At 69.4% G+C, this 24,578-nt stretch carries 24 protein-coding genes and 1 riboswitch; of the genes, 7 read left to right on the top strand and 17 right to left on the bottom strand.

The annotated features are described in order from the left end of the window. From FFS23_RS13545 to FFS23_RS13535, 3 genes are all read right to left on the bottom strand, one after another. A partial coding sequence (locus tag FFS23_RS13545) for a cobaltochelatase subunit CobN (protein ID WP_171009488.1) occupies positions 1-2,088 on the bottom strand: 2,088 nt, incomplete at its 3' end. A gap of 9 nt (positions 2,089-2,097) precedes the next feature. Then, complete coding sequence (gene cobW, locus FFS23_RS13540) at positions 2,098-3,141, bottom strand: cobalamin biosynthesis protein CobW (RefSeq protein WP_249340679.1); 1,044 nt, start codon at positions 3,139-3,141, stop codon at positions 2,098-2,100. A gap of 180 nt (positions 3,142-3,321) precedes the next feature. After that, positions 3,322-3,549, bottom strand: a riboswitch (cobalamin riboswitch). Between the two features lie 239 nt (positions 3,550-3,788). Further along, positions 3,789-4,160: a response regulator gene (locus FFS23_RS13535; protein WP_137899010.1), complete on the bottom strand. Its 372-nt coding sequence runs from the start codon at positions 4,158-4,160 to the stop codon at positions 3,789-3,791. A 180-nt stretch (positions 4,161-4,340) separates the two neighbouring features. On the opposite strand from FFS23_RS13535, the gene FFS23_RS13530 reads away from it, so the two are divergent. Both FFS23_RS13530 and FFS23_RS13525 read left to right on the top strand, forming a co-directional pair. Beyond that, complete coding sequence (locus FFS23_RS13530) at positions 4,341-4,547, top strand: hypothetical protein (RefSeq protein ID WP_137899009.1); 207 nt, start codon at positions 4,341-4,343, stop codon at positions 4,545-4,547. A 50-nt stretch (positions 4,548-4,597) separates the two neighbouring features. Then, positions 4,598-5,731: a metallophosphoesterase gene (locus FFS23_RS13525; protein WP_137899008.1), complete on the top strand. Its 1,134-nt coding sequence runs from the start codon at positions 4,598-4,600 to the stop codon at positions 5,729-5,731. Position 5,732: 1 nt separating this feature from the next. Here the strand turns inward: FFS23_RS13525 and FFS23_RS13520 are convergent, their stop codons facing one another. From FFS23_RS13520 to FFS23_RS13465, 12 genes are all read right to left on the bottom strand, one after another. After that, positions 5,733-6,008: a hypothetical protein gene (locus FFS23_RS13520; protein ID WP_137899007.1), complete on the bottom strand. Its 276-nt coding sequence runs from the start codon at positions 6,006-6,008 to the stop codon at positions 5,733-5,735. Further along, entirely contained in the window at positions 6,005-6,208 is a 204-nt protein-coding gene (locus tag FFS23_RS13515; RefSeq protein ID WP_038665404.1) for a DUF5818 domain-containing protein, read from the bottom strand. The genes FFS23_RS13520 and FFS23_RS13515 overlap by 4 nt, the downstream gene beginning before the upstream one ends. A 333-nt stretch (positions 6,209-6,541) precedes the next feature. Further along, entirely contained in the window at positions 6,542-6,730 is a 189-nt protein-coding gene (locus FFS23_RS13510; protein WP_038665407.1) for a hypothetical protein, read from the bottom strand. A gap of 1 nt (position 6,731) precedes the next feature. After that, positions 6,732-7,868 carry a tRNA guanosine(34) transglycosylase Tgt gene (tgt, locus tag FFS23_RS13505; RefSeq protein WP_137899006.1) on the bottom strand — a complete coding sequence of 379 codons (1,137 nt, stop codon included), beginning with the start codon at positions 7,866-7,868 and terminating at the stop codon, positions 6,732-6,734. Between the two features lie 341 nt (positions 7,869-8,209). Then, a complete protein-coding gene (locus FFS23_RS13500; protein ID WP_137899005.1) occupies positions 8,210-8,668 on the bottom strand; it encodes an EF-hand domain-containing protein in 459 nt (152 codons plus the stop codon). Further along, positions 8,668-9,702 carry a tRNA preQ1(34) S-adenosylmethionine ribosyltransferase-isomerase QueA gene (gene queA / locus FFS23_RS13495; protein WP_137899004.1) on the bottom strand — a complete coding sequence of 345 codons (1,035 nt, stop codon included), beginning with the start codon at positions 9,700-9,702 and terminating at the stop codon, positions 8,668-8,670. Before queA ends, FFS23_RS13500 begins: the two co-directional genes overlap by 1 nt. Further along, complete coding sequence (locus FFS23_RS13490; protein WP_137899003.1) at positions 9,699-10,418, bottom strand: peptidylprolyl isomerase; 720 nt, start codon at positions 10,416-10,418, stop codon at positions 9,699-9,701. The genes queA and FFS23_RS13490 overlap by 4 nt, the downstream gene beginning before the upstream one ends. A gap of 326 nt (positions 10,419-10,744) precedes the next feature. Then, complete coding sequence (gene coaD, locus FFS23_RS13485) at positions 10,745-11,251, bottom strand: pantetheine-phosphate adenylyltransferase (RefSeq protein WP_038665421.1); 507 nt, start codon at positions 11,249-11,251, stop codon at positions 10,745-10,747. 11 nt (positions 11,252-11,262) lie between these two features. Further along, positions 11,263-12,120, bottom strand: coding sequence for a polyprenyl synthetase family protein (locus tag FFS23_RS13480; protein ID WP_249340680.1), 858 nt, complete (start codon positions 12,118-12,120; stop codon positions 11,263-11,265). Positions 12,121-12,157: 37 nt separating this feature from the next. Continuing rightward, positions 12,158-12,397: an exodeoxyribonuclease VII small subunit gene (locus FFS23_RS13475; RefSeq protein WP_038665424.1), complete on the bottom strand. Its 240-nt coding sequence runs from the start codon at positions 12,395-12,397 to the stop codon at positions 12,158-12,160. 63 nt (positions 12,398-12,460) lie between these two features. Continuing rightward, a complete protein-coding gene (locus FFS23_RS13470) occupies positions 12,461-12,652 on the bottom strand; it encodes a hypothetical protein (protein WP_038665427.1) in 192 nt (63 codons plus the stop codon). 58 nt (positions 12,653-12,710) lie between these two features. Further along, entirely contained in the window at positions 12,711-14,396 is a 1,686-nt protein-coding gene (locus tag FFS23_RS13465) for a GGDEF domain-containing protein (protein WP_137899001.1), read from the bottom strand. Positions 14,397-14,817: 421 nt separating this feature from the next. Here FFS23_RS13465 and FFS23_RS13460 point away from each other — a divergent pair, with 421 nt between their 5' ends. Further along, positions 14,818-15,231, top strand: a complete 414-nt coding sequence (locus FFS23_RS13460) for an NUDIX hydrolase (RefSeq protein WP_137899000.1) — start codon at positions 14,818-14,820, stop codon at positions 15,229-15,231. 308 nt (positions 15,232-15,539) lie between these two features. On the opposite strand, the gene clpA is transcribed toward FFS23_RS13460, so the two are convergent. Beyond that, positions 15,540-17,855 carry an ATP-dependent Clp protease ATP-binding subunit ClpA gene (gene clpA, locus FFS23_RS13455; protein WP_137898999.1) on the bottom strand — a complete coding sequence of 772 codons (2,316 nt, stop codon included), beginning with the start codon at positions 17,853-17,855 and terminating at the stop codon, positions 15,540-15,542. A gap of 134 nt (positions 17,856-17,989) precedes the next feature. Then, complete coding sequence (locus tag FFS23_RS13450) at positions 17,990-18,184, bottom strand: DUF1192 domain-containing protein (RefSeq protein WP_137898998.1); 195 nt, start codon at positions 18,182-18,184, stop codon at positions 17,990-17,992. Between the two features lie 95 nt (positions 18,185-18,279). On the opposite strand from FFS23_RS13450, the gene FFS23_RS13445 reads away from it, so the two are divergent. The 4 genes from FFS23_RS13445 (at position 18,280) to FFS23_RS13430 (ending at position 24,574) form a co-directional block, all read left to right on the top strand. Beyond that, positions 18,280-19,278, top strand: a complete 999-nt coding sequence (locus FFS23_RS13445; protein WP_171009487.1) for an NAD(P)H-quinone oxidoreductase — start codon at positions 18,280-18,282, stop codon at positions 19,276-19,278. A 244-nt stretch (positions 19,279-19,522) separates the two neighbouring features. Further along, positions 19,523-20,602: a LacI family DNA-binding transcriptional regulator gene (locus FFS23_RS13440; protein ID WP_081974566.1), complete on the top strand. Its 1,080-nt coding sequence runs from the start codon at positions 19,523-19,525 to the stop codon at positions 20,600-20,602. A gap of 284 nt (positions 20,603-20,886) precedes the next feature. Next, a complete protein-coding gene (locus tag FFS23_RS13435; protein WP_137898997.1) occupies positions 20,887-23,361 on the top strand; it encodes a circularly permuted type 2 ATP-grasp protein in 2,475 nt (824 codons plus the stop codon). Between the two features lie 325 nt (positions 23,362-23,686). Further along, positions 23,687-24,574 carry a transglutaminase family protein gene (locus FFS23_RS13430; protein ID WP_137899013.1) on the top strand — a complete coding sequence of 296 codons (888 nt, stop codon included), beginning with the start codon at positions 23,687-23,689 and terminating at the stop codon, positions 24,572-24,574. Positions 24,575-24,578 lie beyond the last annotated feature (4 nt).

The raw sequence follows: 24,578 nt of genomic DNA, 5'->3' as shown, positions 1-24,578 counted from the left end.
GGGGAGCGCGGCGAGCAGGCCGTCGCGCTCCCCCGCGCCGCACGCGCCGCGCCCGAAGACGTGCAGGCCGTCGCCGAAGCGGCTGTCCTTCACGTCGCAGACGAAAGCGTCGATGCGGGTGATCGCCTCGGCGGTGGTGGCCGCGCCGGCGAGATCGAGTTCGGCGGCGAGGCCGATCGCCTGCGCCTCCTCGGCGATGTCGCGCTGCAACCGGTCGCGCCGCGCCGGGTCGAGCCCGTCGGCATTGGAGAATTCGTCGAGCAGCGTCTCGAGCCGGCCGAGACCCGCGCCGCCGTCTGCGGCGATCATCGGCGGCGGCAGATGGCCGAGCGTCACCGCGCCGGTGCGGCGCTTGGCCTGCGCCGCCTCGCCGGGATCGTTGACGATGAACGGATAGAGGATCGGCAAGGACCCGGTCAGTGCCTCCGGCCAGCAGGCGTCGGACAGCGCCACCGCCTTGCCGGGCAGCCATTCGAGCGTGCCGTGCGCACCGATCTGGATCGCCGCATGGCACCCGCGGCTGCGCAGCCAGAGGTAGAAAGCAACATAGCCATGGCGGGGGACCCGCGACAGATCGTGATAGTCGTCGGCGCGGGTCGCGGGCGTGCCACGTTCGGGCTGGAGCGCGACCAGCGTCGCGCCACGCAGCGTCGCGGCGAAGCGGAAGGCGCCGTCGGCGACCGCGGGATCCTGTTCGGGTTCGCCCCAGGCTGCGGCGAGATCGTCGCGCAGCCCCGGCGGCAAGGCGGCGAGCGCGGCGCGATAGGCGACGACCGGCCAGCAGAGCCGCTCCGCCGCCAACGCCGCGGCCAGCGGCGCGCCGGCGGCGGCGGCATGTCCGGCCGTGGCGAGATCGGCGAGCATCGCCTCCGCCGAGGCGAGCGCGTCGAGCCCGACCGCATGCGCCATCTGGTGGCTCTTGCCCGGATAGGTGGAGAGGATCAGCGCCAGCCGCCGCGCCGCCGGTGCGGCTTGGCCGAGCGCGACCCAGGCGGCGACGCGATCGGCGATCGCCGCGATGCGGGCGGGGTCGGCGCGATGTGCGCGGCGGGCGTAATCGAGATCGGGGTCGCGCACCGCATCCTGCTTGCAACTGGCGATCCCGGCGAAGATGCGGCCGTCGACCTCGGGCAGCACCACGTGCATCGCGAGATCGGCGGGCGACAGGCCGCGCGTGCTCTCAGCCCAGGCGGCCTGCGTCGAGGTGGCGAGCGCGACCTGGAAGACCGGCACGTCGGCGCCGTCGAGCGGCGACTCGGCCTCGTCGCGCGCCGAGAAGGCGGTGGCGTTGACGATCGCAACGGGAGCCAGCGCCTTGACCCAGCGGGCGATCCAGCCGCGCGCGTGCGCATCCTTGAGCGACGGCGCGAACAGCGGGACGACGTCGAAGCCGCGCGCCGCCAGCGCCTCGGCGAGCGCCGCGACCGGATCGAGATCGGCGGCGAGCAGATAGGAGCGGTAGAAGGTGAGCAGCACCCGCGGCCGCGCCTCCGGTCGCATCGCTAGCGCCGCGGGGCAAGTGACGCCGTCCGCCTGCGTCCAGCCGCCGACCGGCGGAACCGCACGCACGCCGCGTACCGGTCCCGCCGCCAGTCCCGAGGCGAGCGCGAGCTGCGCCAGAGCCGCCTGCGCCGCGACCGCGCCGCCGGTGTCGCACAAGGCGGCGAGCCGGCCGAGCGTCGAGCCCGGCACCGTCGATGTGGCGGCCAGCGCGGCGTCCTCGCGCCCGTCGGCGGCGAGCACCGCCAGCGCGATCCCCTGCGCCCGCGCCAGCGCCTCGACCTGTTGCAGGCCATAGGACCAATAGGACCGCCCGCCGATCAGCCGGATCAGTATGCCCTTCGCACCCGCCAGCGTCCGCTCGACATAGGTGTCGACCGACAGGGGATGCGCGAGATCGGCGAGGTTGGCGAGCCGCAGCGACGGCAACGGCACGCCGCCGCCGCGCGCGGCATGCCAGCCCGCGGCGAATGCGCCGAGGTCGCTGTCGGAGAAGGACAGGACGACGAGATCCGCCGGCCGCTGGCCGAGATCGCGCGGCGTCGCGGTCTCCTCCAGGCCGTGGCTCTCGCGGAAGACGACGTGCATCGTGGCGGCTCAGCCGTTCAGCACGGGTCCGATCGTCGCGGGATCGATGCGGTCGTGCTCGGCGATGACGACCAGCCGGGTGGCGCGTGCCTCGTCCGACCGCCACGGCCGGTCGTATTGCGTCCGCACCCGCGCGCCGACCGCCTGGACGAGCAGCCGCATCGGCTTGCTGCGCACCGCCGCATAGCCCTTGACCCGCAGCACGTCGGACTCGCGCGCGAGCCGTTCGATCCGCGCGACCAGATCGGCGGGATCGTCGATCTCGCCGGTTTCATGGACGAGGCTGTCGAAATCGTCGTGCTCATGCTCGTCCTCGCCGTCATGATGCGAGGGGCGGGCGGCGATGTCGTCCTCGGCGGCGGCATCGAGGCCGAGGATCACCGCGGGATCGATCACGCCGTCGGTCAGCTCGACCACCGGCACCGGCCGCGGCGCCTCGGCGGCGATCACCGCGCGGGCGGCGGCGACGCCCTCCGGCCCGGCGAGGTCGGCCTTGGTCAGCAGCACCATGTCGGCACAGGCGAGCTGGTCCTCGAACACCTCCGCCAGCGGCGTCTCGTGGTCGATCCCCGGATCGGCGGCGCGCTGCGCGTCGAGCGCGGCGACATCGGTCGCGAAGCGACCGGCGGCGACCGCCTCGGCGTCGGCCAGCGCGATGACGCCGTCGACGGTGATGCGCGAGCGGATCGCCGGCCAGTCGAACGCCTTCAGCAGCGGCTTGGGCAGCGCCAGGCCCGAGGTCTCGATGAGGATATGGTCGGGGCGCGGGTCGAGCGCGAGCAAGGTCTCCACCGTCGGGATGAAATCGTCGGCGACGGTGCAGCAAATGCAGCCGTTGGCCAGCTCGACGACATTCTCCGCCGGGCAATCGGGGATCGCGCAGCCTTTCAGGATGTCGCCGTCGACACCCAAGGTGCCGAATTCGTTGACGACCACCGCGAGCCGGCGGCCGTTGGCGTTGCGGATCAGATGGCTGATCAGCGTCGTCTTGCCGGCGCCGAGGAAGCCGGTGACGATGGTGACGGGAATCTTGGCGAGCTGTGGATCGGCCACGGATGTTCCTTCGCGAGCGCCGCGACGACGAGAACACGGTGGGGCCACATATCGCCGATGCGCGAGCGACGGACGGGCGCTTCGCATGTCGCCCGCGCCACGCACCGATGCGGGCCAACCGCATGGGTCTTCGTCGCTCAGACGGAACACCGTGCCCCGGCCATCCCCTGGACCAAAGCAAGAGCGACCCTATCGCCGGCAGGTTTCCTGGCTCGCGGGTCGTCGCTCGGGGCACGGCCTTCCCGGATCGGGCGAACCCTTGCCAGTGGCCGCCTTCCCGCGGGAAGGCATGTGTCCGTCGCTCGCCGCTTACAGTTGCAGGGACAGCCGCGGCATTGGAGCCGAGGCCCCGCACCGCATTCCCATTTACGCCCTCTTGCGAAGGGCACCGACGCGATCATGGCACCGGGAACCGGCGCCGCCGGTCGACTTAGCCGCTACCGCCGGCTTTGCCAATCGCGCAGGCGGGCGGAGACGGCGATCGCTGTGTACGGTTTCGTACATAGCCCGTTTCCGGTCGACTTGCTGCCGTTAACCATTAGAGCCCGTGCGCAGCAGGAAGGGTTCTCCCGATCCTTCGTGTGCAGTTCTCCAGGACTGTCGGAGCCGTCGCCGCATCATGCCGGCGGCGGCTCCACCCCGCTCCGTCAATGCGCCGCGAGGTGCGCGGCCTCATCCTCGATCAGCCGGCTGATCGAGCGTTGCAGCGTATCGTGCGACACCGGCTTTTCGATCACCGTCGATCCCGGCGGGCATTCGCCGCAGCGTTCGGGATAGCCGGTGACGTAGAGGATCGGGATGCGGCGTCCCTTGGCGATCCGCTCGACCGCACGGACCCCGGAGCCGTGGACGAGCTTGACGTCGGCGATGATCATGCCCGGCATGCAGCGCTGCGCCGCCGCTTCCGCCGCTTCCTGCGTCTCCACGATCTCCGTGCTGCCGGCACCGGCGAGCACCGCGGCGTCGGCGACGAACTGGCCGAACAAATAGGAATCCTCGATGATCAGCACATGGGTCATAACCGCTCCCGGCAGTATCCGGGGGCCGGCAGGCCAGAGGTGGCGACGCCGTCTCCCGAACCGGCCCCTAATGCGTCATGCTGATCTAAGTTCCTGATAGAGGTCATTTTCCCCATGTTCGACGGGCGATGCGTCCGGTCCCCGGCACGGTGCGTTGACGCCGCGCACGAGGAGAGAATGATGACCGACACGACCGATCAGAATGGCCCCGCCGAAAGCTACGGCGACCTGCCGATCCAGCCGACCGGATCGGGTGTCGCCGATCTCGAGATCGCCTATGAGCAGATGAAGCTCGCCGAACAGGCCGAGGCGGATGTCGGCGCGGTCGCGGTGACGCCGACCGATGCCAGCGACGCCGCCGCCGAGAGCGCCGCCCACCCGAGCTGAGCGACGGGACGGCGCTTGCGAGGCAGCGGCGGCACGGTGCCGCAAGGAGAATGACGATCTTCCACCTGATCTTTGCGACGCCGTCCCTGTACGTCATCGTCCGTTGGCTGCTGCCGCTGTCCCTGCCGCTCTGGGCCAAGGGCGGCGTCGCGGCGACGCTGCTCGCCGCCTCGCAATACCATTTATGGAGCCGCCTCTCGTCGGGGTCGGTGTTTGCGCCGGAATTCCCGCGCGCGATCGTCATCCTGTTCAACTGGGCCTTCGGCGCCATCCTGTTGCTCGCGCTGCTGCAGATCGTGCTCGATCTCGGCACGCTCGCTACGATGGTGGTGCGGCGCGAGGTGGTGGGGGCGCCCGATGCGGCCCGCTATGGCATCGCCAGCGTCGCGGCGCTGCTCGCCGCGATCGGCGTCGCCGGGGCGATCCGCGTGCCGCCGGTGCGCGACATCACCGTCGCGGTGCGCGACCTGCCGTCGTCGTTCGACGGCTACCGGCTGGTACAGCTCACTGACCTGCATATCAGCCGTCTGTTTCCGCAACGCTGGACCCGTGCCGTCGTCGATCGCACCAATGCCGCGGGGGCCGACCTGATCGTCGTCACCGGCGACTTCATCGACGGATCGGTCGACATGCGCCGCGCCGACGTCGCCCCGCTCGCCGGATTGCGCGCGCCCGATGGCGTCTACGCCATTCCCGGCAACCACGAATATTTCTTCGATTACGGCGGCTGGATGCGGCACCTCGCCGGGCTCGGCTTTCGCATGCTGCCGAATGCGCATCGCGTGCTGGCGCGTGGCGGCGACGGGCTGGTGCTCGCCGGGGTCACCGACGCCTCCGCGCCGTCGCATGGCGAGCCCGGCCCCGATCTCGACGCCGCATTGTCGCGCCGCCCGCCGGGCGCGCCGGTCCTCCTGCTCGACCATCAGCCGCGCAATGCGCGTCGGGCGGCGGCGCGCGGGGTCGCGCTGCAACTGTCCGGCCACACGCATGGCGGGATGATCGTCGGGCTCGACCGATTGTTCAGGCCCGCGAACGGCGGCTTCGTGTCGGGCCGGTATGCGGTGGACGGCATGACGCTCTACGTCAGCAACGGCACCGGCTTGTGGCCGGGCTTCGCGCTGCGCCTCGGCCGCCCGCCGGAGATCACCCGGATCACGCTCCGCGCCGCACCGGGCGGAGGCTGAGCTACAGACCGAGCTTGTCGAGCGCGGCGGCGAGTTCGGCGTCGATCGCCGCCGCTTCGCCCTTGGGCGTGAGACGGTTGAGCGCGGTTTGCACGCGGGTCTGCGCGACCTGGAGCGTCTTGTAGCGCACCTCGCGCGTCGCATTGGTCCGCCACGACGGGCTCTCGCCGAGCAACGCCGCCCATTTCGCTTCTTCGACGGCGAGGATCGCCAGCGCCAGCCGCAATCCGTCGCGCCGGCCGCGGGCATAATCGTCGGAAGGGGGCGGGGTCTTCAAACCGGGGCCACGCCGTCGGCGTTGACCAGATCCGGCCCGACCAACGTGCCGACCAGCCGCACCCGCTTCTCGACCAGATCGACCGGCGTGCGATGGAGTTCCAGCTCGAACCGTCCGCCCGAATCGCGGCGCAGGTAGAAGGCGCCGCCGTCGCGGATCAACGTGCCGGTTTCATCGACCCGGGTTCCGATTGCGATCATAAGGAATTGGGCCTCGTGCTGGGATGCCGGAACAGGCGGCGGGGGAGAGCCGAAGGCTCGATCCCCCGCCCAACCGGTCGGGCCGTTGCCGGTCTTGCCGGCGGCTCCTCTCCTGCCGTTTCTGTTTCGATCCGCCCGGACACGGTAACTGGAACCTGCCGGAGATCGGGACAAAAAGAAAGGCCGATCGAAACGACCGGCCGTAAAAGTTTTTAGGAGAGGATGCCTGAAAGGCACGCTCTTTGTGCAGCGCAGCACCCGATCTCGCAAGTGCAAATGGTAGCGCTCAACATGCAAAGTTTGCAATCGCACGAAGGCGGCGCTCCGGGACGGTCAGTCGCGCTTCTTGCCTGAGTTGGCGAACAGCACCGCTGCCGCCACCGCCGCGGAGCCGATGCCGACACCGATGATCCGCATCGGCCAATGGCTCTTGGTCGACGGATCGCGCGTGTTCGCGGCGGCATCCTGTTGCGCCTTGGCCGCGGCGGCCGCGGCGAGAATCTCATTGGGCTGATCCGACATATTACTCTCCCTTGCCCCGCTTGTAGCGCGCGCGGAACGCGTTCGCGAACGGGGTCAGTTCCTGGGCTGCAATGGCGCGTCGCAGGTCCGCCATCAAGCATTCGTAGAACCAGATGTTATGCTCGGTCATCAGCATTGCGCCGAGAATCTCGCCGGACCGGACGAGATGATGGATATAGGCCCGGCTCCACGTCGTGCAGGCGGGGCAGGCGCATTCGGCGTCGAGCGGCCCCTGGTCCTCGGCGAATCTGGCGTTGCGCAGGTTGATCGGCCCGTCGCGGGTAAAGGCCTGCCCCGTCCGTCCCGACCGCGTCGGCATGACGCAGTCGAACATGTCGATGCCCCGCTCGACCGCGCCGACGATATCGTCGGGCTTGCCGACCCCCATCAGATAGCGCGGCTGATCCGCCGGCAGCTGCGCGGGCGCGAAGTCGAGGCAGCCGAACATCGCCTCCTGCCCCTCGCCGACCGCGAGGCCGCCGACCGCATAGCCGTCGAAGCCGATGTCGACGAGCGCGTCCGCCGACGCCTTGCGCAGCCCCTCGTCGAGCGCGCCCTGCTGGATGCCGAAGATCGCATTGTTGGCGCCATGATCGCCGCCCGCGTCGAAGGCGGCGCGGCTGCGCTTCGCCCAGCGCATCGAGCGCTCCATCGCCGCGGCCTGCACCTCGCGCGTCGAGGTGGTCGGCACCAGTTCGTCGAAGGCCATGACGATGTTGGAGCCGAGCAGCCGCTGGATCTCGATCGACCGTTCCGGACTGAGCAGATGGCGGGTGCCGTCGAGATGCGACTTGAACGACACGCCCTCTTCGGAGCGTTTGGTGAGATCGGCGAGGCTCATCACCTGATAGCCGCCCGAATCGGTGAGGATCGGCCGCTCCCAGCCCATGAAGGCGTGGAGCCCGCCGAGCCGCGCCACCCGCTCCGCGCCGGGACGCAGCATCAGGTGATAGGTGTTGCCGAGGATGATGTCGGCGCCGCTCGCCGCGACGTCCGCCGGCTTCATCGCCTTTACCGTGGCGGCGGTGCCGACCGGCATGAAGGCGGGGGTGCGGATCGTGCCGCGCTGCATCTGGATGGAGCCGGTGCGGGCACGGCCGTCGGTGGCGGCGATGGTGAAGGCGAAACGCGAGGACATGATCGTCCCGCTTTGGCGAAGCCGGCACGCGGTGTCGAGCGCCGGGGTGCGATAGCAAGGCGATGGAACGATGGCTGGAACGACCTGAGAGATTTCGCGCGTTCGCTCCTTCGTCACTCCGGATCAAACCGATACCTCGCGGAACGTCCGCATCACCGGTTGAGCAGTACTGTGCTCCTGCGAAAGCAGGAGCCTAGGATCAAGCAAAGCAACGTCTTATGGCGCTCGGGACTCCTGGGCTCCTGCTTTCGCAGGAGCACGGGGCGTTTATCAGACGTCTCGAGTCCAGTCCGGTTGACGGATCTCGAGCGAGTCGCAGCCTCAGCGGATGTCGACCGGTCTCAGCGCTTGCGCTTGCCGGGCGGCCCCATCGTCCGGCCGGCCATGGCGCGGATCGTCAGCAGCTCCTTGCGGTTGACGAAGCCGTCCTTGTCGACGTCGAGCCGCGCGAAGATGCGCGCGAACGCCGCCTGCAATTCGGCGAGGGTGATCCGATTGTCGCCGTCGCCGTCGACCTCGAACGGGCTCGGCAGCGCGTTGCGATCGCCGAGCCAGCGCTCCGCCCAGTCGGCGAAGGCGATATAGCCGATCGCGCCGGCCTGCGCGCTGTCGACTGCGGCGAAGCTGCGGCGCACGCCCGCGTCGAGCTCGGCGCGGCTGGTCCGCCCGTCGCCGTCGGCATCGAACCCCGCGATCGCCATGCCGACCGGCTCGACGACGAAGGTCGCCGGCGGCTGGCCCGGCGCGGCGGGCGCGGGCGAGGCCGGAACGGCGGCCTGGAGCAGCAGCGCGAGCAGCATCACGATCGCGCCGGCAGCAACAGCGACGCATCGCCATAGCTATAGAAGCGATAGCCCGCGGCGATCGCATGCGCGTAGGCCGCCTGCATCCGCTCCCGCCCCATCAGTGCCGATACCAGCATGAACAGCGTCGATTTGGGCAGATGGAAGTTGGTTACCAGCCCGTCGATACCGCGGAAGGCGTAACCGGGGGTGATGAAGATCGCGGTGTCGCCCTCGAACGGGGCGATGACGCCATCGGCGCGCGCGGCGCTTTCGATCAGGCGCAGCGATGTGGTGCCGACCGCGATCACCCGGCCGCCGTTCGTACGCACCGCGTTGAGCCGGTCGGCGGTCGCGGCGTCGATCCGGCCCCATTCGGCGTGCATGCGGTGATCGGCGGTGTCCTCCGCCTTGACCGGCAGGAAGGTGCCGGCGCCAACGTGCAGCGTCAGCGTCTCGTGCGCGATCCCCGCCGCGGCGAGCGCGTCGATCAGCGCCGGGGTGAAGTGCAGCGCCGCGGTGGGCGCGGCGACCGCACCGGGTTCGGCGGCGAACATCGTCTGGTAATCGGTCGCATCCTGCGCGTCGGTCGGGCGCTTGGCGGCGATATAGGGGGGCAACGGCATGCGGCCGGCGCGCTCGAGCAGCAGCTCGACCGGCTCGTCGCCGGCGAAGTCGAGCGCGAAGCTGCCGTCCTCGCCGCGATCGGAGGCGCGCGCGCCGACCCCCGCGCCGAAGTCGATCGTATCGCCGTCGCGCAGCCGCTTGGCGTTGCGGATGAAGGCGCGCCAGCGGCGCGGCCCGTCGCGCTTGTGCAGCGTCGCGCCGATCGTCGCATCGCCACGCCGCCCTTCGAGCTGCGCCGGGATGACGCGCGTGTCGTTGAACACTAGGCAATCGCCGGCGCGCAGCTGGCCGGGCAGGGCGCCGACGGTCAGGTCACGCGTCGCCTCGCCGTCGAGGACGAGCAGCCGCGCCGCATCGCGCGGCACCGCCGGACGCAGCGCGATCCGCTCGGCCGGCAGGTCGAAGTCGAAAAGGTCGACCCTCACTTGCGCGCGGGCGTAGCCCCGGCGGGCGCGCGCTTGGGCGCGGCGGTGCCGGCCGGGCCTGCACCGGGCAGCGTCACCGGCGCGCCGAGCGTCACCGGCGCCGGCGCGGCCGCGGCGGTATAGGGCGGAGGATTGTCGGCGGCGATATAGGCGCGGACGATCCGGGTCGGATTGGCGGGCGGCTCGCCGCGTTCGATCGCGTCGACATATTGCATCCCGTCGATCACCCGCCCGAACACGGTATATTTCTTGTCGAGGCTGAGCCGCGGCTGGAAGACGATGAAGAACTGGCTGTTGGCGCTGTTCTCGGCATCGGCACGCGCCGCCGACACCGCGCCGCGGACGTGCGGCAGATAGTTGAACTCGGCCGCGACGTTGGGCAGCGTCGAGCCGCCGGTGCCGTCGCCCTTGGGATCGCCGCCCTGCGCCATGAAGCCGTCGATCACGCGGTGGAACAGCAGGCCGTTGTAGAAGCCCTGCCGGGTCAGTGTCTTGACCCGCTCGACCATCTTCGGCGCGACATCGGGGCGCAGCCAGATCGTCACCCGGCCGCCGTCCGACAGATCGATCAGCCAGAGGTTTTCCTTGTCGGTGGTCGCCGGCGGCGTCGCCCGTTCGGCGACCCCGGGCACCGCCTGCGCCGCGGCGGCGGTCGCCGCGAAGGGCAGCGCGAACAGGCAGAGAAGAAACGCGAACAGACGGGCGAACGGGCGCATGGAATATCCAACCTTGGGTGGTGCCGGCGGCTTAGAACAAAATGCGGATTGCACCAAACTGAACGTGGTCAGACGTTCCTGATACTTGGTCTGCGTCTCGCGCCGCTGCCCCGCTGGTCGATCCGCTATCATACTCACGTCGTCACCCCGGACTCGTTCCGGGGTCCACCCTGCGGCGAGGAGAGAGGCTTGAGGAGCAAGCGCGCAATTGCGGCCCGGTGGACCCCGGAACCAGTCCGGGGTGACGGGCCGTTGGGGAGATCGATCGAGCCTCGTCACGCCACCTTGTCCGATGGCCTTGCCGTGGGGTAACGCGCGGAGCGGCCTCAGCTGCCCTTGCGGCCGATCACCTCGACGCGGGCGACCACTTCGGCGCAGACCGCGGGGGTGACGAACTTGCCGATCGGGCCGCCGAACAAAGCGATTTCCTTGACCAGCCGGCTGGCGATCGGTTGCAGCGCGACGTCGGCCATCAGGAAGACGGTCTCGACCCGCGGATTGATCTGCTGGTTCATCCCCGCCATCTGATATTCATATTCGAAGTCCGCCACCGCGCGCAGCCCGCGGATGATGACCCTGGCGCCCTGACGTTCGGCGAAGTCCATCAGCAGCGAATCGAAGGCGACGACCTCGACCGTGCCGCCGATCCCCGCCACCTCGCGGCGGACGATCGCCATCCGCTCCTCGATCGTGAACATCGGCGACTTGGACGGGTTGGTGGTGACGCCGATCATCAGCCGGTCGACCAGCTTCGCGCCGCGCCGGATGATGTCCATATGCCCCAAAGTGATGGGGTCGAAGGTGCCGGGATAGACGCCGATCCGCTCTGCCATGTCGTTCCCCTTCAGCGATCGCGTTCGACGACGTAGCGCGCGACCTCGCGCAGCACGTCGGCTTCGGCGCCGTACCCGTGGAGGTGCCGTACCGCCTGGTCGACGAGCATGCGGCATTGCTCGCGCGCCCGGTCGACGCCGAGCAGCGACAGGAACGTCTCCTTGCCCGCCTCGCCGTCCTTGCGCAGCGCCTTGCCGACCACCGCCTCGTCGCCCTCGGCATCGAGCAGGTCGTCGGCGATCTGGAAGGCGAGGCCGAGGTCGTGGGCATAGCCGTGCAGGCTGCGCCGCCCCTCCGGCGGCACGCGGCCGAGGATCGCACCCAGCTCGACCGAGACGGAGATCAGCGCGCCGGTCTTCATCTGCTGCAACCGGGTGACGGTGGCGAGATCGAAGCGCGAGCGTTCGGCGACGAGGTCCATCATCTGCCCGCCGGCCATGCCGCCCGGCCCGGAGGCGCGCGCGAGTTCCATCACCAGCTCGGCGCGGACGAAGGGATCGGCGTGCGTCCTGGGGTCGGCGAGGATCTCGAACGCCAGCGCGTGCAGGCAGTCGCCGGCGAGGATCGCGGTCGCCTCGTCAAATGCCTTGTGGACGGTCGGCTTGCCGCGGCGCAGGTCGTCGTCGTCCATCGCCGGCAGATCGTCGTGGATCAGCGAATAGACGTGGATCGCCTCCACCGCGAGCGCGACGTCGCCCGAACAGTCGCGGTCGACGCCGAACAGATCGGCGGTCGCGCCGACCAGCAGCGGCCGCAGCCGCTTGCCGCCGCCGATCGCCGCATGCCGCATCGCGCGATACAGATCGGCGCGGGGATCGTCGGGGATCGCCAGCAGCCGGTCGAACCGCGCGTCGATGTCCGCGGACATGCGCGCCAGTGCCGCATCGAGCGTCGTCGTCACGCGATCAGCCTGCGGCAAAGGGGCGCGTCGCCGTCGCCTTGCCCTCGGCATCGAGGCGGATCGCCTCGATCCGCGCCTGCGCGGCGTCGAGCCGCTCGGCGCAGCGCTGGCGCAGACGGTCGCCGCGCTCGTAGAGCTGGATCGATTCGTCCAGCGTCGCCTCGCCGCTTTCGAGCCGGCCGACGATCCGTTCCAGCTCCTTGAGCGCGTCTTCGAACGACAGGCTTTCGATAGGATTATCCATGACCTCGCTATGCGGCAGCGTCGCAGCAGGCGCAAGCACGGGCGGCGGCATCGCCGCGTCGGCTCAGCGGCGGGCGGTCCAGGTGTAGAGCACCGACACACCGACCAGCCCGAGGTCGATCGCCGCCTGGACGCGATGCGGGCGCGGATCGCCGATGTCGTGGGTGAGCAACCGGATGTCCGGCGTCGGGTGGCGCAGCGCGAGCAGCGAGGCGAGCGCGATGCCTGCCACGGCCAGTTTCCGACGGTCCCTCATCGCGCAATCCTCCCGATGGGTGAATTCGTACCAGAAAGCCGGCCCCGCTGCCAGCGGGTCATGCCACCTGGGCGAGGGGGGCGCCGTGGCGGACGCGGTCGCGTCCGGCCGCCTTGGCGGCGAACAGGGCACGGTCGGCGCAGCGGTACAGCGCCTTCCAGTCGGTTTCGCGGCGCAGCGTGCCGGTGCAGGTGCCGATGCTGGCGGTGACGACCAAGTCGAACGGCATCCGCTCCATGCGCAGCCGGTCGAGCACCGCACGCGCGTCGAGCGGCGTATCGGCGCGCACCAGCAGCGCGAATTCCTCGCCGCCGATGCGCGCGACCAGCGCTTCGGGCGTGGCGGCGGCGCGCAGCGAGCGGGCGATGAGGCGCAGCACCTCGTCGCCGCCGTCATGGCCGATCGTCTCGTTGATCCGCTTGAAATGGTCGATGTCGACGAGGATCAGCTGATGCGCGTCCTCGCGGCCGATCGCGCCGTCGAGGAAGGCGCGGCGGTTGAGCAGGCCGGTGAGCGGGTCGGTCGCGGCGAGCAGGCGGGCGGCGATCTCCTGCTCGCGCGCCGCGTCCCGCTCCAGGCTGAGCAGGCGGATGCGATAGGCGACGCCGAGCGACGACAGCGCCGCCTCCAGCGCCATTGCCAGCAGCGTCGAATTGTCGATCCACAATTGCCAGGCGAAGACGTTGAACGCCGCCAGGATGCGGACGCTGCCCAGCACCACCGGCGCGCCCCAGGCGAGGCCGAAGACCCACAGATAGTTGCTGCGCCGGCGATAGGCGCGGATCAGGATCGGGGCGAGCAGGGTGATGACGAACAGATAGCTCGAGGTGCTGATCAGATCGGTGATCGCGGCGAAGCGCGGGGTCAGCCCCGCATAAGCGGCGGCGGCGAGCAGGACGAAGGCGATGACCGCGCTGCTGTACGGCCGCAGCCAGCCGTCGAACACGCGGCGTTCGAAGAAGGCGCGCGCGAAGACCAGTGCCGCGGCGGCGGAGCCGGCGAGCAGCACGTAATTGATCCGCTGGCGATCGTTGTTGTCGATGCCGGTAATCTGGCCGAGCAGCCCCGACGAGGTGAAGGCATAACCGAGCAAACACAGCACCATCAGGCAATAGGCCGGCTGGAACGCCTGGCGCAGCGCCGCCCAGAGCGCGAGATTGTAGACGAGCAGCGCGAGGCACATGCCGGCGAACGCCGCATAGAGCGCGGCCATCGTCATGTCGGCGGCGGCGGCGGCGTCGCGGTCGATCAGCGTCGGCCCGATCACCACGCCGCGGCGGTTGAGCGCCCCCTCGACGTGCCACAGCAACCGCACCGGCGGCGCGGCGTGACGCGGCAGCGCGAGTTCGATGATCGCGCCGAGGCGCAGGTGCCGGCCGGCATTGGCGCTGGTGAAGCCGGTCCGGCGGATCGCGCCATCGGCATAGAGCACGAAGAGCGTCGCGCGTGTCTGCCACAGGCTCGCCTGGCGCACGCGCAGCGGCGCGTCGCCGGTGGCGGGCAGCGGCTGCGACAGCACCCAATAGTCGCCCGCGCCATAGGCGGTCTGCTTGCCCGCGCAGTCGAAGCGCTGCGGCTGCGTGAACAGCATCGCGGCGGTGCGGCCGTCCGCCTGACCGGTGGCGGGGAGGATGCAGGCGCGCAGCGGGACGTGGACGGCGGCGTGGGCCGGATCGGCGGCGAACGCGGTCAGGACCAGCAACAGGACGGTGAGGATCCATCGTATTGCGGGCGCGCTCGACATGAGCCGCGGGCTAGCAGTCGAGTGCAAACCATTGGTTAACAACAGGGTAAGCCGATTTGCCCGGTGGCGGCGATCGGGCACACCGGTGCCCGGGGAAAGATCGACGCTCAGCTCGTGGACTATCGCAATGCCGCCCCCCCCTTGCGGGCAGGGCAATCGCATATGGACGCGCGTTCGAGCCTGTCGTCTTCCAAGCTTACCCCGTCACCCCGGACTTGTTCCGGGGTCCACCCTGCGGCGAGGAGAAAGGTTGATTCGATTCCATTCCCTCACGGCCCGGTGGACCCCGGAACGAGTCCGGGGTGACGATCCTGCTAAGGAAACCGATCGAACCTCATCGCCGCAGCCATATGCGATAGCTCTGCCTTGGCGGGCGAGGAATTTGTGACCAAGATCATCGATTCCACCCAGGGAGGGACGCATGCAATCCATGACCGAACCGCGCGTCGGCTGCGGCGCGGCGATCGTCGTCGATGGCCAGATCCTGCTGCTGCGCCGGCTCAAGCCGCCCGAGGCGGGCTGCTGGGGCCTGTCCGGCGGCAAGATCGACCTGTTCGAAACCGCCGAAGCGGCGATGCGCCGCGAGGTTTCGGAGGAGCTCGGCATCACCGTCGGTGCTGCGGAGTGGCTGTGCTGGGTCGACCAGATCGATGCCGACGCCGGCACGCATTGGGTCGCGCCGGTCTATCGCGTCCGCGACTTCACCGGCACGCCGCGCAATTGCGAGCCGACCAAGCATGAGGGACCGCGATGGTTCGCGCTCGACGCGCTGCCCGAGCAACTGACCACGCCGACGCGGGTCGCCGTGGCGGCGCTGCGGGTGATCGGGGAATAGGGTAGCCTGCGCGCGTCCGGGGGCTGTCCCTGCAAAGCGCCGTGATATCGACGGATCAGCATTGTGTTCCTGCGAAAGCAGGAACCCAGGGCCAAGCAGACAATACCTTACGGTGCTCGGGACCCCTGGGCTCCTGCGTTCGCAGGAGCACTGGTCGGGTATCGCCCTTGCCGGGGTAAATCGAGCAAACCACCACCCGCGCGAGGACGTCCGCGTGACGCACAGTCTGTCGACCGTACGCCGCACTCCCCAACCAAAACGGACCGGACTGTCGCCAGTCCGGCCCGCTCGGCATCATCATCCAAACCCTATTTGGCGTCGACCGCTTCGGCCTTGCCCTTCTTCTTGGGCTTCTTCGGTGCCGCGGGCTCGATGCCGAACGACAGCGCCCCGTCCTTCATCCGCACCGTGACCTCGCCGCCATGGACGAGCTTGCCGAACAGCAGTTCCTCGGCGAGCGGCTGCTTGATCTTCTCCTGGATCAGGCGACCCATCGGACGCGCGCCGTACAGCTTGTCATAGCCCTTCTCGGTCAGCCAGCTCTTGGCGGCATCGTCCAGATTGATGTGGACGTTGCGGTCGGCGAGCTGGAGTTCGAGCTGGAGGATGAACTTGTCCACCACCCGCGCGACCACCTCGGTCGGCAGGTAACCGAACGGCACGATCGCATCGAGCCGGTTGCGGAATTCCGGCGTGAACATCTTCTGCACCGCCTGCTCGTCCTCGCCCTCGCGGGTGAGATTGCCGAAGCCGACCGTCTCGCGCGCCATGTCCGACGCACCGGCATTGGTGGTCATGATCAGGATGACGTTCCTGAAATCGACCGACTTGCCGTGCTGGTCGGTGAGGCGGCCGTTGTCCATCACCTGCAACAGGATGTTGAACAGATCGGGATGCGCCTTCTCGATCTCGTCGAGCAGCAGCACGCAATGCGGATTCTGGTCAACCGCATCGGTGAGCAGCCCGCCCTGGTCGAAGCCGACATAGCCCGGCGGCGCACCGATCAGCCGGCTGACCGAATGCCGCTCCATATATTCGCTCATGTCGAAGCGCTGGAGCGGAATGCCCAGGATCGACGACAATTGCTTGGCGACCTCGGTCTTGCCGACGCCGGTCGGGCCGGTGAACAGATAGTTGCCGATCGGCTTCTCGGGTTCGCGCAGGCCGGCGCGGGCGAGCTTGATCGCCGAGGCGAGCTTCTCGATCGCGCTGTTCTGGCCGAAGACGACGCGCTTGAGATCGGTTTCGAGGCTTTCCAGCGCCGCCTTGTCGTCGGTGCTGACCGACTTCTGCGGGATGCGCGCCATCGTCGCGATCACCTGTTCGATCTCCTTGGCGGTGATCGTCTTCTTGCGCTTGTTGAGCGGCACCAGCATCTGCATCGCGCCGACCTCGTCGATCACGTCGATCGCCTTGTCGGGCAATTTGCGATCGTTGATGTAGCGCGCAGACAGTTCGACCGCCGATTTGATCGCATCGGGGGTGTATTTGACGTTGTGATGGTCCTCGAACGCCGAGCGCAGGCCGGCGAGGATCTTGATCGTATCCTCGATCGTCGGCTCGTTGACGTCGATCTTCTGGAAGCGCCGCAGCAGCGCGCGGTCCTTCTCGAAGTGGTTGCGGAACTCCTTGTAGGTGGTCGAACCGATGCAGCGGATCGTGCCGCCCGACAGTGCGGGTTTCAGCAGGTTGGACGCGTCCATCGCGCCGCCGCTGGTCGCGCCGGCACCGATCACGGTGTGGATCTCGTCGATGAACAGCACCGCGTGCGGCAGCTTCTCCAGCTCGTTGACGACCGCCTTCAGCCGCTCCTCGAAATCACCGCGATAGCGGGTGCCGGCGAGCAAGGCGCCCATGTCGAGGCTGTAGATCACCGCTTCGAGCAGCACGTCGGGCACCTCGCCCTCGACGATCTTGCGCGCGAGCCCTTCCGCGATCGCGGTCTTGCCGACGCCGGGATCGCCGACATAGAGCGGGTTGTTCTTCGACCGGCGGCACAGGATCTGGATCGTGCGATCCACCTCCGGCCCGCGCCCGATCAGCGGATCGACCTTGCCGATCTTCGCCTTCTCGTTGAGGTCGACGGTGAATTGCTTAAGTGCGCTTTCCGTCTTGCCCTTCTCCTGTCCCTTGGCGGGCTTGTCGTCCTCGGCGCCCTTCGGCGTCGTGGCTTCGGTCGCGGCGCCGCCCTTGCCGACGCCGTGGCTGATGAAGCTCACGGCATCGAGGCGGCTCATGTCCTGCTGCTGCAGGAAATAGACGGCATAGCTCTCGCGCTCGCTGAACAAGGCGACGAGCACGTTGGCGCCGGTCACCTCGTCGCGACCCGACGATTGCACGTGCAGGATCGCGCGCTGGACGACGCGCTGGAAGCCGCTGGTCGGCGACGGATCGGTCGCGGCATCGACCTTGAGCGCGTCGAGCTCGGTATCGAGATAATGGGCGACGGTGGTCTTGAGATCGCCGAGCTCGACGTGGCACGCCTCCATCACCTTGGAGGCATGTTCGTCGCCGATCAGCGCGAGCAGCAGATGTTCGAGCGTCGCATATTCGTGCCGACGCGAGGACGCGGCTTCGAGCGCCTTGTGCAGCGTGGTCTCGAGCGCGGGGGCGAAGGATGGCATTCAGATTACTCCAGTCGGGCCGCGGTGGGTCGCCGCGCCCTTTCCAACCATGTCGGTATCGCGGGCGTCCGCATCAAGCACTTGACGTCGCACCGTCGGCATCCTGCACGCGGCCGGTCGAGTGCCCTGCCGGTTCATCGCCGGAATAACGCGTCGGCGGTTGCGCGGTGGTTAACGGATCGCTCGCGCGCCAGCCGGGTCCGGACGATCTCGCCCTCCAGCGCGACGAGCCGCGCGTCGAGCTCGGCGACCGACAGCGGATCGAGATCCTGCCGCAGCAGCTCGGTCAATGCGTCATTGGGACGCGACGGGGCGTCGTCCGATTCCATCGTCGCATAACGTTGACCCCCGCCCGCACGATGTCAATAAGGCCGTCATGCCCGTATCTCCGCGGTCGGGCGAGCTACGGACAGGATGCGACCGGATGAGCGAAGTGCCCGAGACGATGCAGGCGATCGATCCGGAGGCGCCCGGCGGCCCCGAAGTGCTGACGCTGGTCGAACGGCCGGTGCCGCGCCCCGGCGCGGGCGAGGTGCTGATCCGCGTCGCCGCCGCTGGGGTCAACCGCCCCGACGTGCTCCAGCGCAAGGGCGGCTATCCGCCGCCGCCGGGCGCGCCGTCGATCCCCGGGCTGGAGATCGCCGGTACCGTCGTCGCGCTCGGTGCCGATGTCGATGACGCGCTGCTCGGCCAGCGCGTCTGCGCGCTGCTCGCCGGCGGCGGCTATGCCCAATATGCGGTCGCGCCCGCCGGCCAGTGCCTGCCGGTGCCCGCCGGGCTCGACATGATCGAGGCGGCGGCGATCCCCGAGACGCTGTTCACCGTGTGGACCAATCTGTTCGAGCGCGCCTTCGCCACCGAGGGCGACAGCGTGCTGCTGCACGGCGGCACCAGCGGCATCGGCACGATGGCGATCGCGCTCGCCAACATCTTCGGCCTGACGATCATCGTCACCGCCGGCTCGGACGCGAAATGCGCACGCGCCCGCGAACTCGGCGCGACGCATGCGATCAACTACAAGACCGAGGATTTCGTCGAGCGGGTCAAGGCGATCACCGACGGCAAGGGCGTCACCGCGGTCATCGACATGGTCGGCGGCGACTACGTGCCGCGCAACCTGCAATGCCTCGCCGACGACGGCCGCCACGTCTCGATCGCGGTGCAGGGCGGCGCGCAGGCGACGATCCCGCTGTTCGAGATCATGCGCCGCCGCTTGACGCTGACCGGATCGACGCTGCGCCCGCGCGACACCGCGTTCAAGTCGCTGGTCGCCGACGAGATCGGCCGCACCGTCTGGCCGCATGTCGAGGCCGGCCGGCTGCGCCCGATCATCGATCGCGTCTTCCCGCTCGCCGAGGCGGCCGCGGCGCACGCCCGGATGGAAGAGGGCGATCACGTCGGCAAGATCGTGCTCACCGTCTGATCCGCGCCGGGCATAGATATTAGGTTGTTAACTCCCTTGTCTTTAAACGGTAACTTATTGAAATCTATCCGACGGACATGCGCCGCGGTTTGTGTTCGGAGGTCCTTTCCGATGCAAGTGGAATCTTGACCCGCGGCAGGTGCGGTTCCGTACCGCGCGCGTCCTTACTGGCGAAACTCTTGCTCCCCTCGCCGCTTGCGTCCATGCCTGCGGTTCATCCCCAATGGATTGTCCCGCGCGCGTCATGACTCTTCCTCCCGCTTCTCCGCCCCGCTCCTCCCGCCGGGCGGGTTCCGCGCCGACGATCAGCGACGTCGCCAAGCGCGCCGGCGTCTCGCCGATGACCGTCTCGCGCGTCATCAACGGCGAAAGCAACGTCCGCCCCGCCACCCGCGACCGGGTCAACGACGCGATCTCCGCGCTCAATTACGCCCCCAATCCCGCCGCACGCAGCCTGGCGGGGGCGGGGCCGTCGCGCGTCGGGCTGCTCTACAGCAATCCCAGCGCCGGCTTCCTCAGCGAATTCCTGCTCGGCAGCCTCGACCAGGCGAGCCGCAGCGACGTCCAGATCATCGTCGAGAAATGCGACCTCGGCGATCACGAGCTGGAGGTCGCACAGCATCTGATCGACGGCGGCATCGACGGCATCATCCTGCCGCCGCCGCTGTGCGAGGCGCCGGCGCTGCTCGCGCTGCTCGACGCGGCGAATATCCCGAGCGTCGCGGTCGCCACCGCGCTGCCCGCGGCGAGCCAGATGGCGATCCGCATCGACGACCGCGCCGCCGCGGCGACGATGACCCGGCATATCATGGACCTCGGCCATCGCCGCATCGGTTTCATCGCCGGCAATCCCAATCTCTCCGCCAGCGACCAGCGGCTGGAAGGCTATCGCGAGGCGCTGGCCGAGGCCGGGATCGCGATCGACCCGGACCTGATCGTCGACGGCCTGTTCACCTATCTGTCCGGCCTCGACGCCGCCGAGCAACTGCTCGGCCTGACAGACCCGCCGACCGCGATCTTCTCGTCCAACGACGATATGGCGGCGGCGACGGTGGCGGTGGCGCATCGCCGCGGGCTCGACGTGCCCGGCGACCTCACCGTCTGCGGCTTCGACGACACGACGCTGTCGACCGCGATCTGGCCCGAGCTCACCACCATCCACCAGCCGATCGCCGACATGGCGCGCGCCGCGGTCGCGCTGCTCGTCGGCACCATCCGCCGCCAGCGCGGCGGCGACGCCCCGCGTCATCAGGTGCTCGACTATACGCTGATCCGCCGCCAGTCCGACGCCCCGCCGCGGCGGCGGCCGCGCGCCAGCCTTTAGGTTGGATCGACGGTCCCGAAGGGCCTAGAAGAAGAGGAATGTTCGCGCGGAGGCGCGGAGATGGACCGGGGAGGCGATGTGGTCCTGTCATCGCCGTCGTTCGATAGGAAGGAACGCGGATCGGGCGAGCGCAACACCTCCGCGCCTCCGCGTGAACGTCACCTCGGCTCGTGCGAACCGGGGGCGCAACCCTCGATTGGTCGCGGCGGCCGGTTATGGGTTGCGTCGCGGCGCGCAAGCGTAGACGGTGCCGGGCAGGGCGGATGAAGGTGACACGCTAGGCTATGGCGACGCAGGCAGCGCCTCTCTCGGACGCCGCGACGCATGCGCGGCGCTGGATCACGGATTATTGCGCGCGCACCATCGCGGGCGACGTGCTGTGCGGCAGCGACGACGCCGCCTGGGCGGCGATGTTCGAGGAACTCGCCACCGTCGCCTCCGACGACCTCGACCACGTCCGCGAACGCGTCCGCCGTCACGCCGCCGACATCGGCATGGGCTTCCGCATCATCGGCGAGGCGGACGAGCGGCCGTGGCCCGTCTCCCCCGTGCCGCTGCTGATCGCGGCGGACGAATGGGCGCAGATCGTCCGCGGCGTCACCCAGCGCGCCGCGTTGATGGAAACGGTGATCGCCGATCTCTACGGCCCCGGGCGGCTGGTCGAGCGCGGGCTGATCCCCGCCGCTCTGGTCACCGGCAGCCCCTATTTCCTGCGGCCGATGGTCGGGCTGGAGCCGCCCGGCGGCCGCCACCTGCATTTCATCGCGATCGACCTCGGCCGTGGCCCGACCGGCGAATGGCGCGTGCTCGCCGATCACCTGCGCGCCCCCGCCGGCGCCGGCTATGCGCTGGAGAACCGGCTCGCGGTCAGCCGCACGCTGGGGGGCCTGCAGGCGCGGATCAACGTCCAGCGCCACGCGCCCTTCTTCGCCGCCTTCCGCGCCGGCATCGCCGCGATGTGCCGCCGCACCGACCCGCGTATCGGCCTGCTGACGCCGGGCCGGTTCAACCCGAGCTATCCCGAACAGGCGCATCTCGCGCGCTATCTCGGGCTGCTGCTGGTCGAGGGCGCCGATCTCGCCGCGCTGGAAAACCAGCTCTACGTCCGCACCATCGCTGGCCTCAAGCGCGTCGACGCTCTGTGGCGGCGCGTCGATCCGCGCATGCTCGATCCGCTGGCGTTCGATTCGCATTCGCAGATCGGCGTACCGGGGCTGATCGATGCCTATGCCGCGGGCAATGTCGTACTCTCCAACGCCCCCGGCGCGGGTGTGCTCGAGGCGCCGGCGTTCGGCGCCTTCCTGCCGCAGCTCGCGACGCGACTGTGCGGCGAGAGCCTGCACCTGCCCAATATCGCGACCTGGTGGTGCGGCCAGCCGTCCGAGCGTGCGCGCGTCGAGGAAGACCTCGACCGGATGCTGATCGGGTCCGCGTTCGGCCCCGTGCCGCTCGGCCTGCCCGGCGGCCGCAAGATGCCGGGCGCCGAACTCGACGCCGGCCAGCGCGCCGCGCTGCTCGCCGATATGGAACGCCGGCCACAGGATTATGTCGGGCAGGAGATCGTCCGCCTGTCGACCATGCCGGTGGTGATCGACGACCGATTGGTGCCGCGGCCGTTCACGCTGCGCGTCTTCGCCGCGCGCGACGGCAACGGCGAATGGACGGTGCTGCCCGGCGGCTTCGCGCGGATCGGCGAGGCGACCGACCCGCGCGCCAGCGTGCTGGGGGAGGGCACCTGGTCCGCCGACGTCTGCATCCACGGCGCCGACACGGTCGAGCCGGTGTCGCTGCTCCCCGCGCCCGATTCGCATCAGGTCCGCCGCAATCCCGGCACGCTGCCGAGCCGCGTCGCCGATAATTTCTACTGGCTCGGCCGCTATCTGGAGCGCGGCGAGGCGCTGCTCGCGGCGATCCGCGTCATGCTCGGCAATTCGATCGATGCCGATGGCGGCGCGGCCTTGTCCTCGGCGACGGTCGGCAAGCTCGTCGGGCTGATCGCCGGCGGCGGCGCGGCGCCGCATCCCGCCTCGCTGCGCCGCGCCGACCTCACCGGCTTCGCCAGGACCGCGATGGAGGACGAGGGCTGGCATTCGGTCGCGACGATCAACCGGCTCGCGCGCGGCATCGGCGAAGGCTCGCGCGACCGGCTGTCGGCGGACATGGTGCGGCTGCTCGAAGCACCGTTCCCGACGCATCGCGGCATGCTCGATCGCGCCGGCTCGCTCCAGCGCCGCTATGTCGCGATCGCCGGCCTTTCGGCGGAGCATATGGGGCGGACCGCGGCGTGGCGGTTCCACGATCTCGGCCGCCGCGTCGAGCGGGCGATGGCGATGACGCGCGCGCTGCGGCTGTTCGGCATGCCGGGGGCGACCGCCGACGATCTGTCGACGCTGCTCGACCTCGCCGACAGCCAGATCAGCTATCGCCAGCGCTATCTGACGGGAATCGCGCGCGTCCCCGTCGTCGATCTCGTCGCGCTCGATCCGGGCAATCCGCGCAGCCTCGCCTATCAGGCGGAGCGGATCGGCGAGCGGCTGCGCGACCTGCCGGTGCTCAGCGACGACGGCATGCCCGAACCGCAACAGGCGCACGGCCGCAGCCTCGCCGCCGCGCTGGCGATGACGACCGCGGCGACGCTCGATGCCGACGTGCTCGGTGACCTCGAACGGCGGCTGGCGCAACTGTCGGAAAGCGTCGCCCGCCGCTATTTCCTGCAGGGCGCCGAGCCGCTGCGCGAAGGCGGGCTGACGCTGGCATGACGGCGATGCAGTACGGCGGATGGGGTTCACGGCCCTCCCACCTCCACACCGTCCCCCCGGACTTCTTCGAGATCTCCGCGGGAGTCCGCATCACCAGTGAAGCAACACAGTGCTCCTGCGAACGCAGGAGCCTAGGGCCAAGCAGAGCAACGTCTCCTTACGCTCGGAACTCCTGGGCTCCTGCTTTCGCAGGAGCACTGGGACAGTTTTACAGAGGTTTCGAACAACTCCGCGGTGACGAGGGGTTTGGGGCGAAGGATCGCCCCAAGCGAGCCGCCACAAGCCCGTATTCCGCGCACCGGACAGAAACGGCATGATTGGTGAAATGCTCTACGATATCCGCCACATCACGCGCTTCGACTATGGCGGCAACGTCAAGTTCGCGCGCTGCAACCTGCGGCTGAAACCGATCGACTGGCCGGGGCAGAGTCTCGAGGATTATGCGCTTACCGTCGAACCGGTCGGCCGGCTCAGCCCGGCGCGTGCCGAGGCGGGACTCGCCAACGTCACCCGGCTGGTGATCGATACGCCGGTGCGCAGCCTGACGATCGAGAGCCGCTCGCGGATGCGCGTCGACCGGCTGGTGCCGGTGGCCTCGCCCGACGACCCGACGCTGGGCGAGGTCGCCGCGCTGGCGCGTGCCAGCCGTGACCTGTCCGCGGCAAGCCCGGCCAACTACCTGTTCCCGTCGCCGCTGATCCCGCTCGACCATGCCATCGCCGCTTATTGCGCCCCCGATCTCGACCCGGCGCGCGGCGCGCTGGAGGCGGGGATCGCGCTGGCGCGGCGCATCCAGGACGATTTCACCTTCGATGCGACCGCGACTCTGGTCGACACGCCGCCGCACGAGGCGTTCCTCAAGCGCAAGGGCGTCTGCCAGGATTTCGCGCAGATCATGATCACCGGCCTGCGCGCCGCCGGCCTGCCCGCCGCTTATGCCAGCGGCTATATCCGCACCATCCCGCCCGCGGGCCAGCCGCGGCTGGTCGGTGCGGATGCGACGCACGCCTGGGTGCTGTTATGGTGCGGGCCGGTGCACGGCTGGGTCGGGCTCGACCCCACCAACGGCATCTGGATGGCGGGCGATCACATCGTCATGGCGGTCGGCCGCGACTATGCCGAGATCGCGCCGGTCGACGGCGTGGTGCTCGGGTCGCAGGCGCAGAACATGGCGGTGAGCGTCGACGTCGCGCCGCTGGCCTCCGACGTCTGATACA

Source organism: Sphingomonas sp. 2SG (assembly GCF_005503285.1).
Lineage (GTDB): Bacteria > Pseudomonadota > Alphaproteobacteria > Sphingomonadales > Sphingomonadaceae > Sphingomonas > Sphingomonas taxi.
The sequence above is the reverse complement of the archived record's forward strand: the minus strand, read 5'-3'. Positions and strand labels throughout refer to the sequence as shown.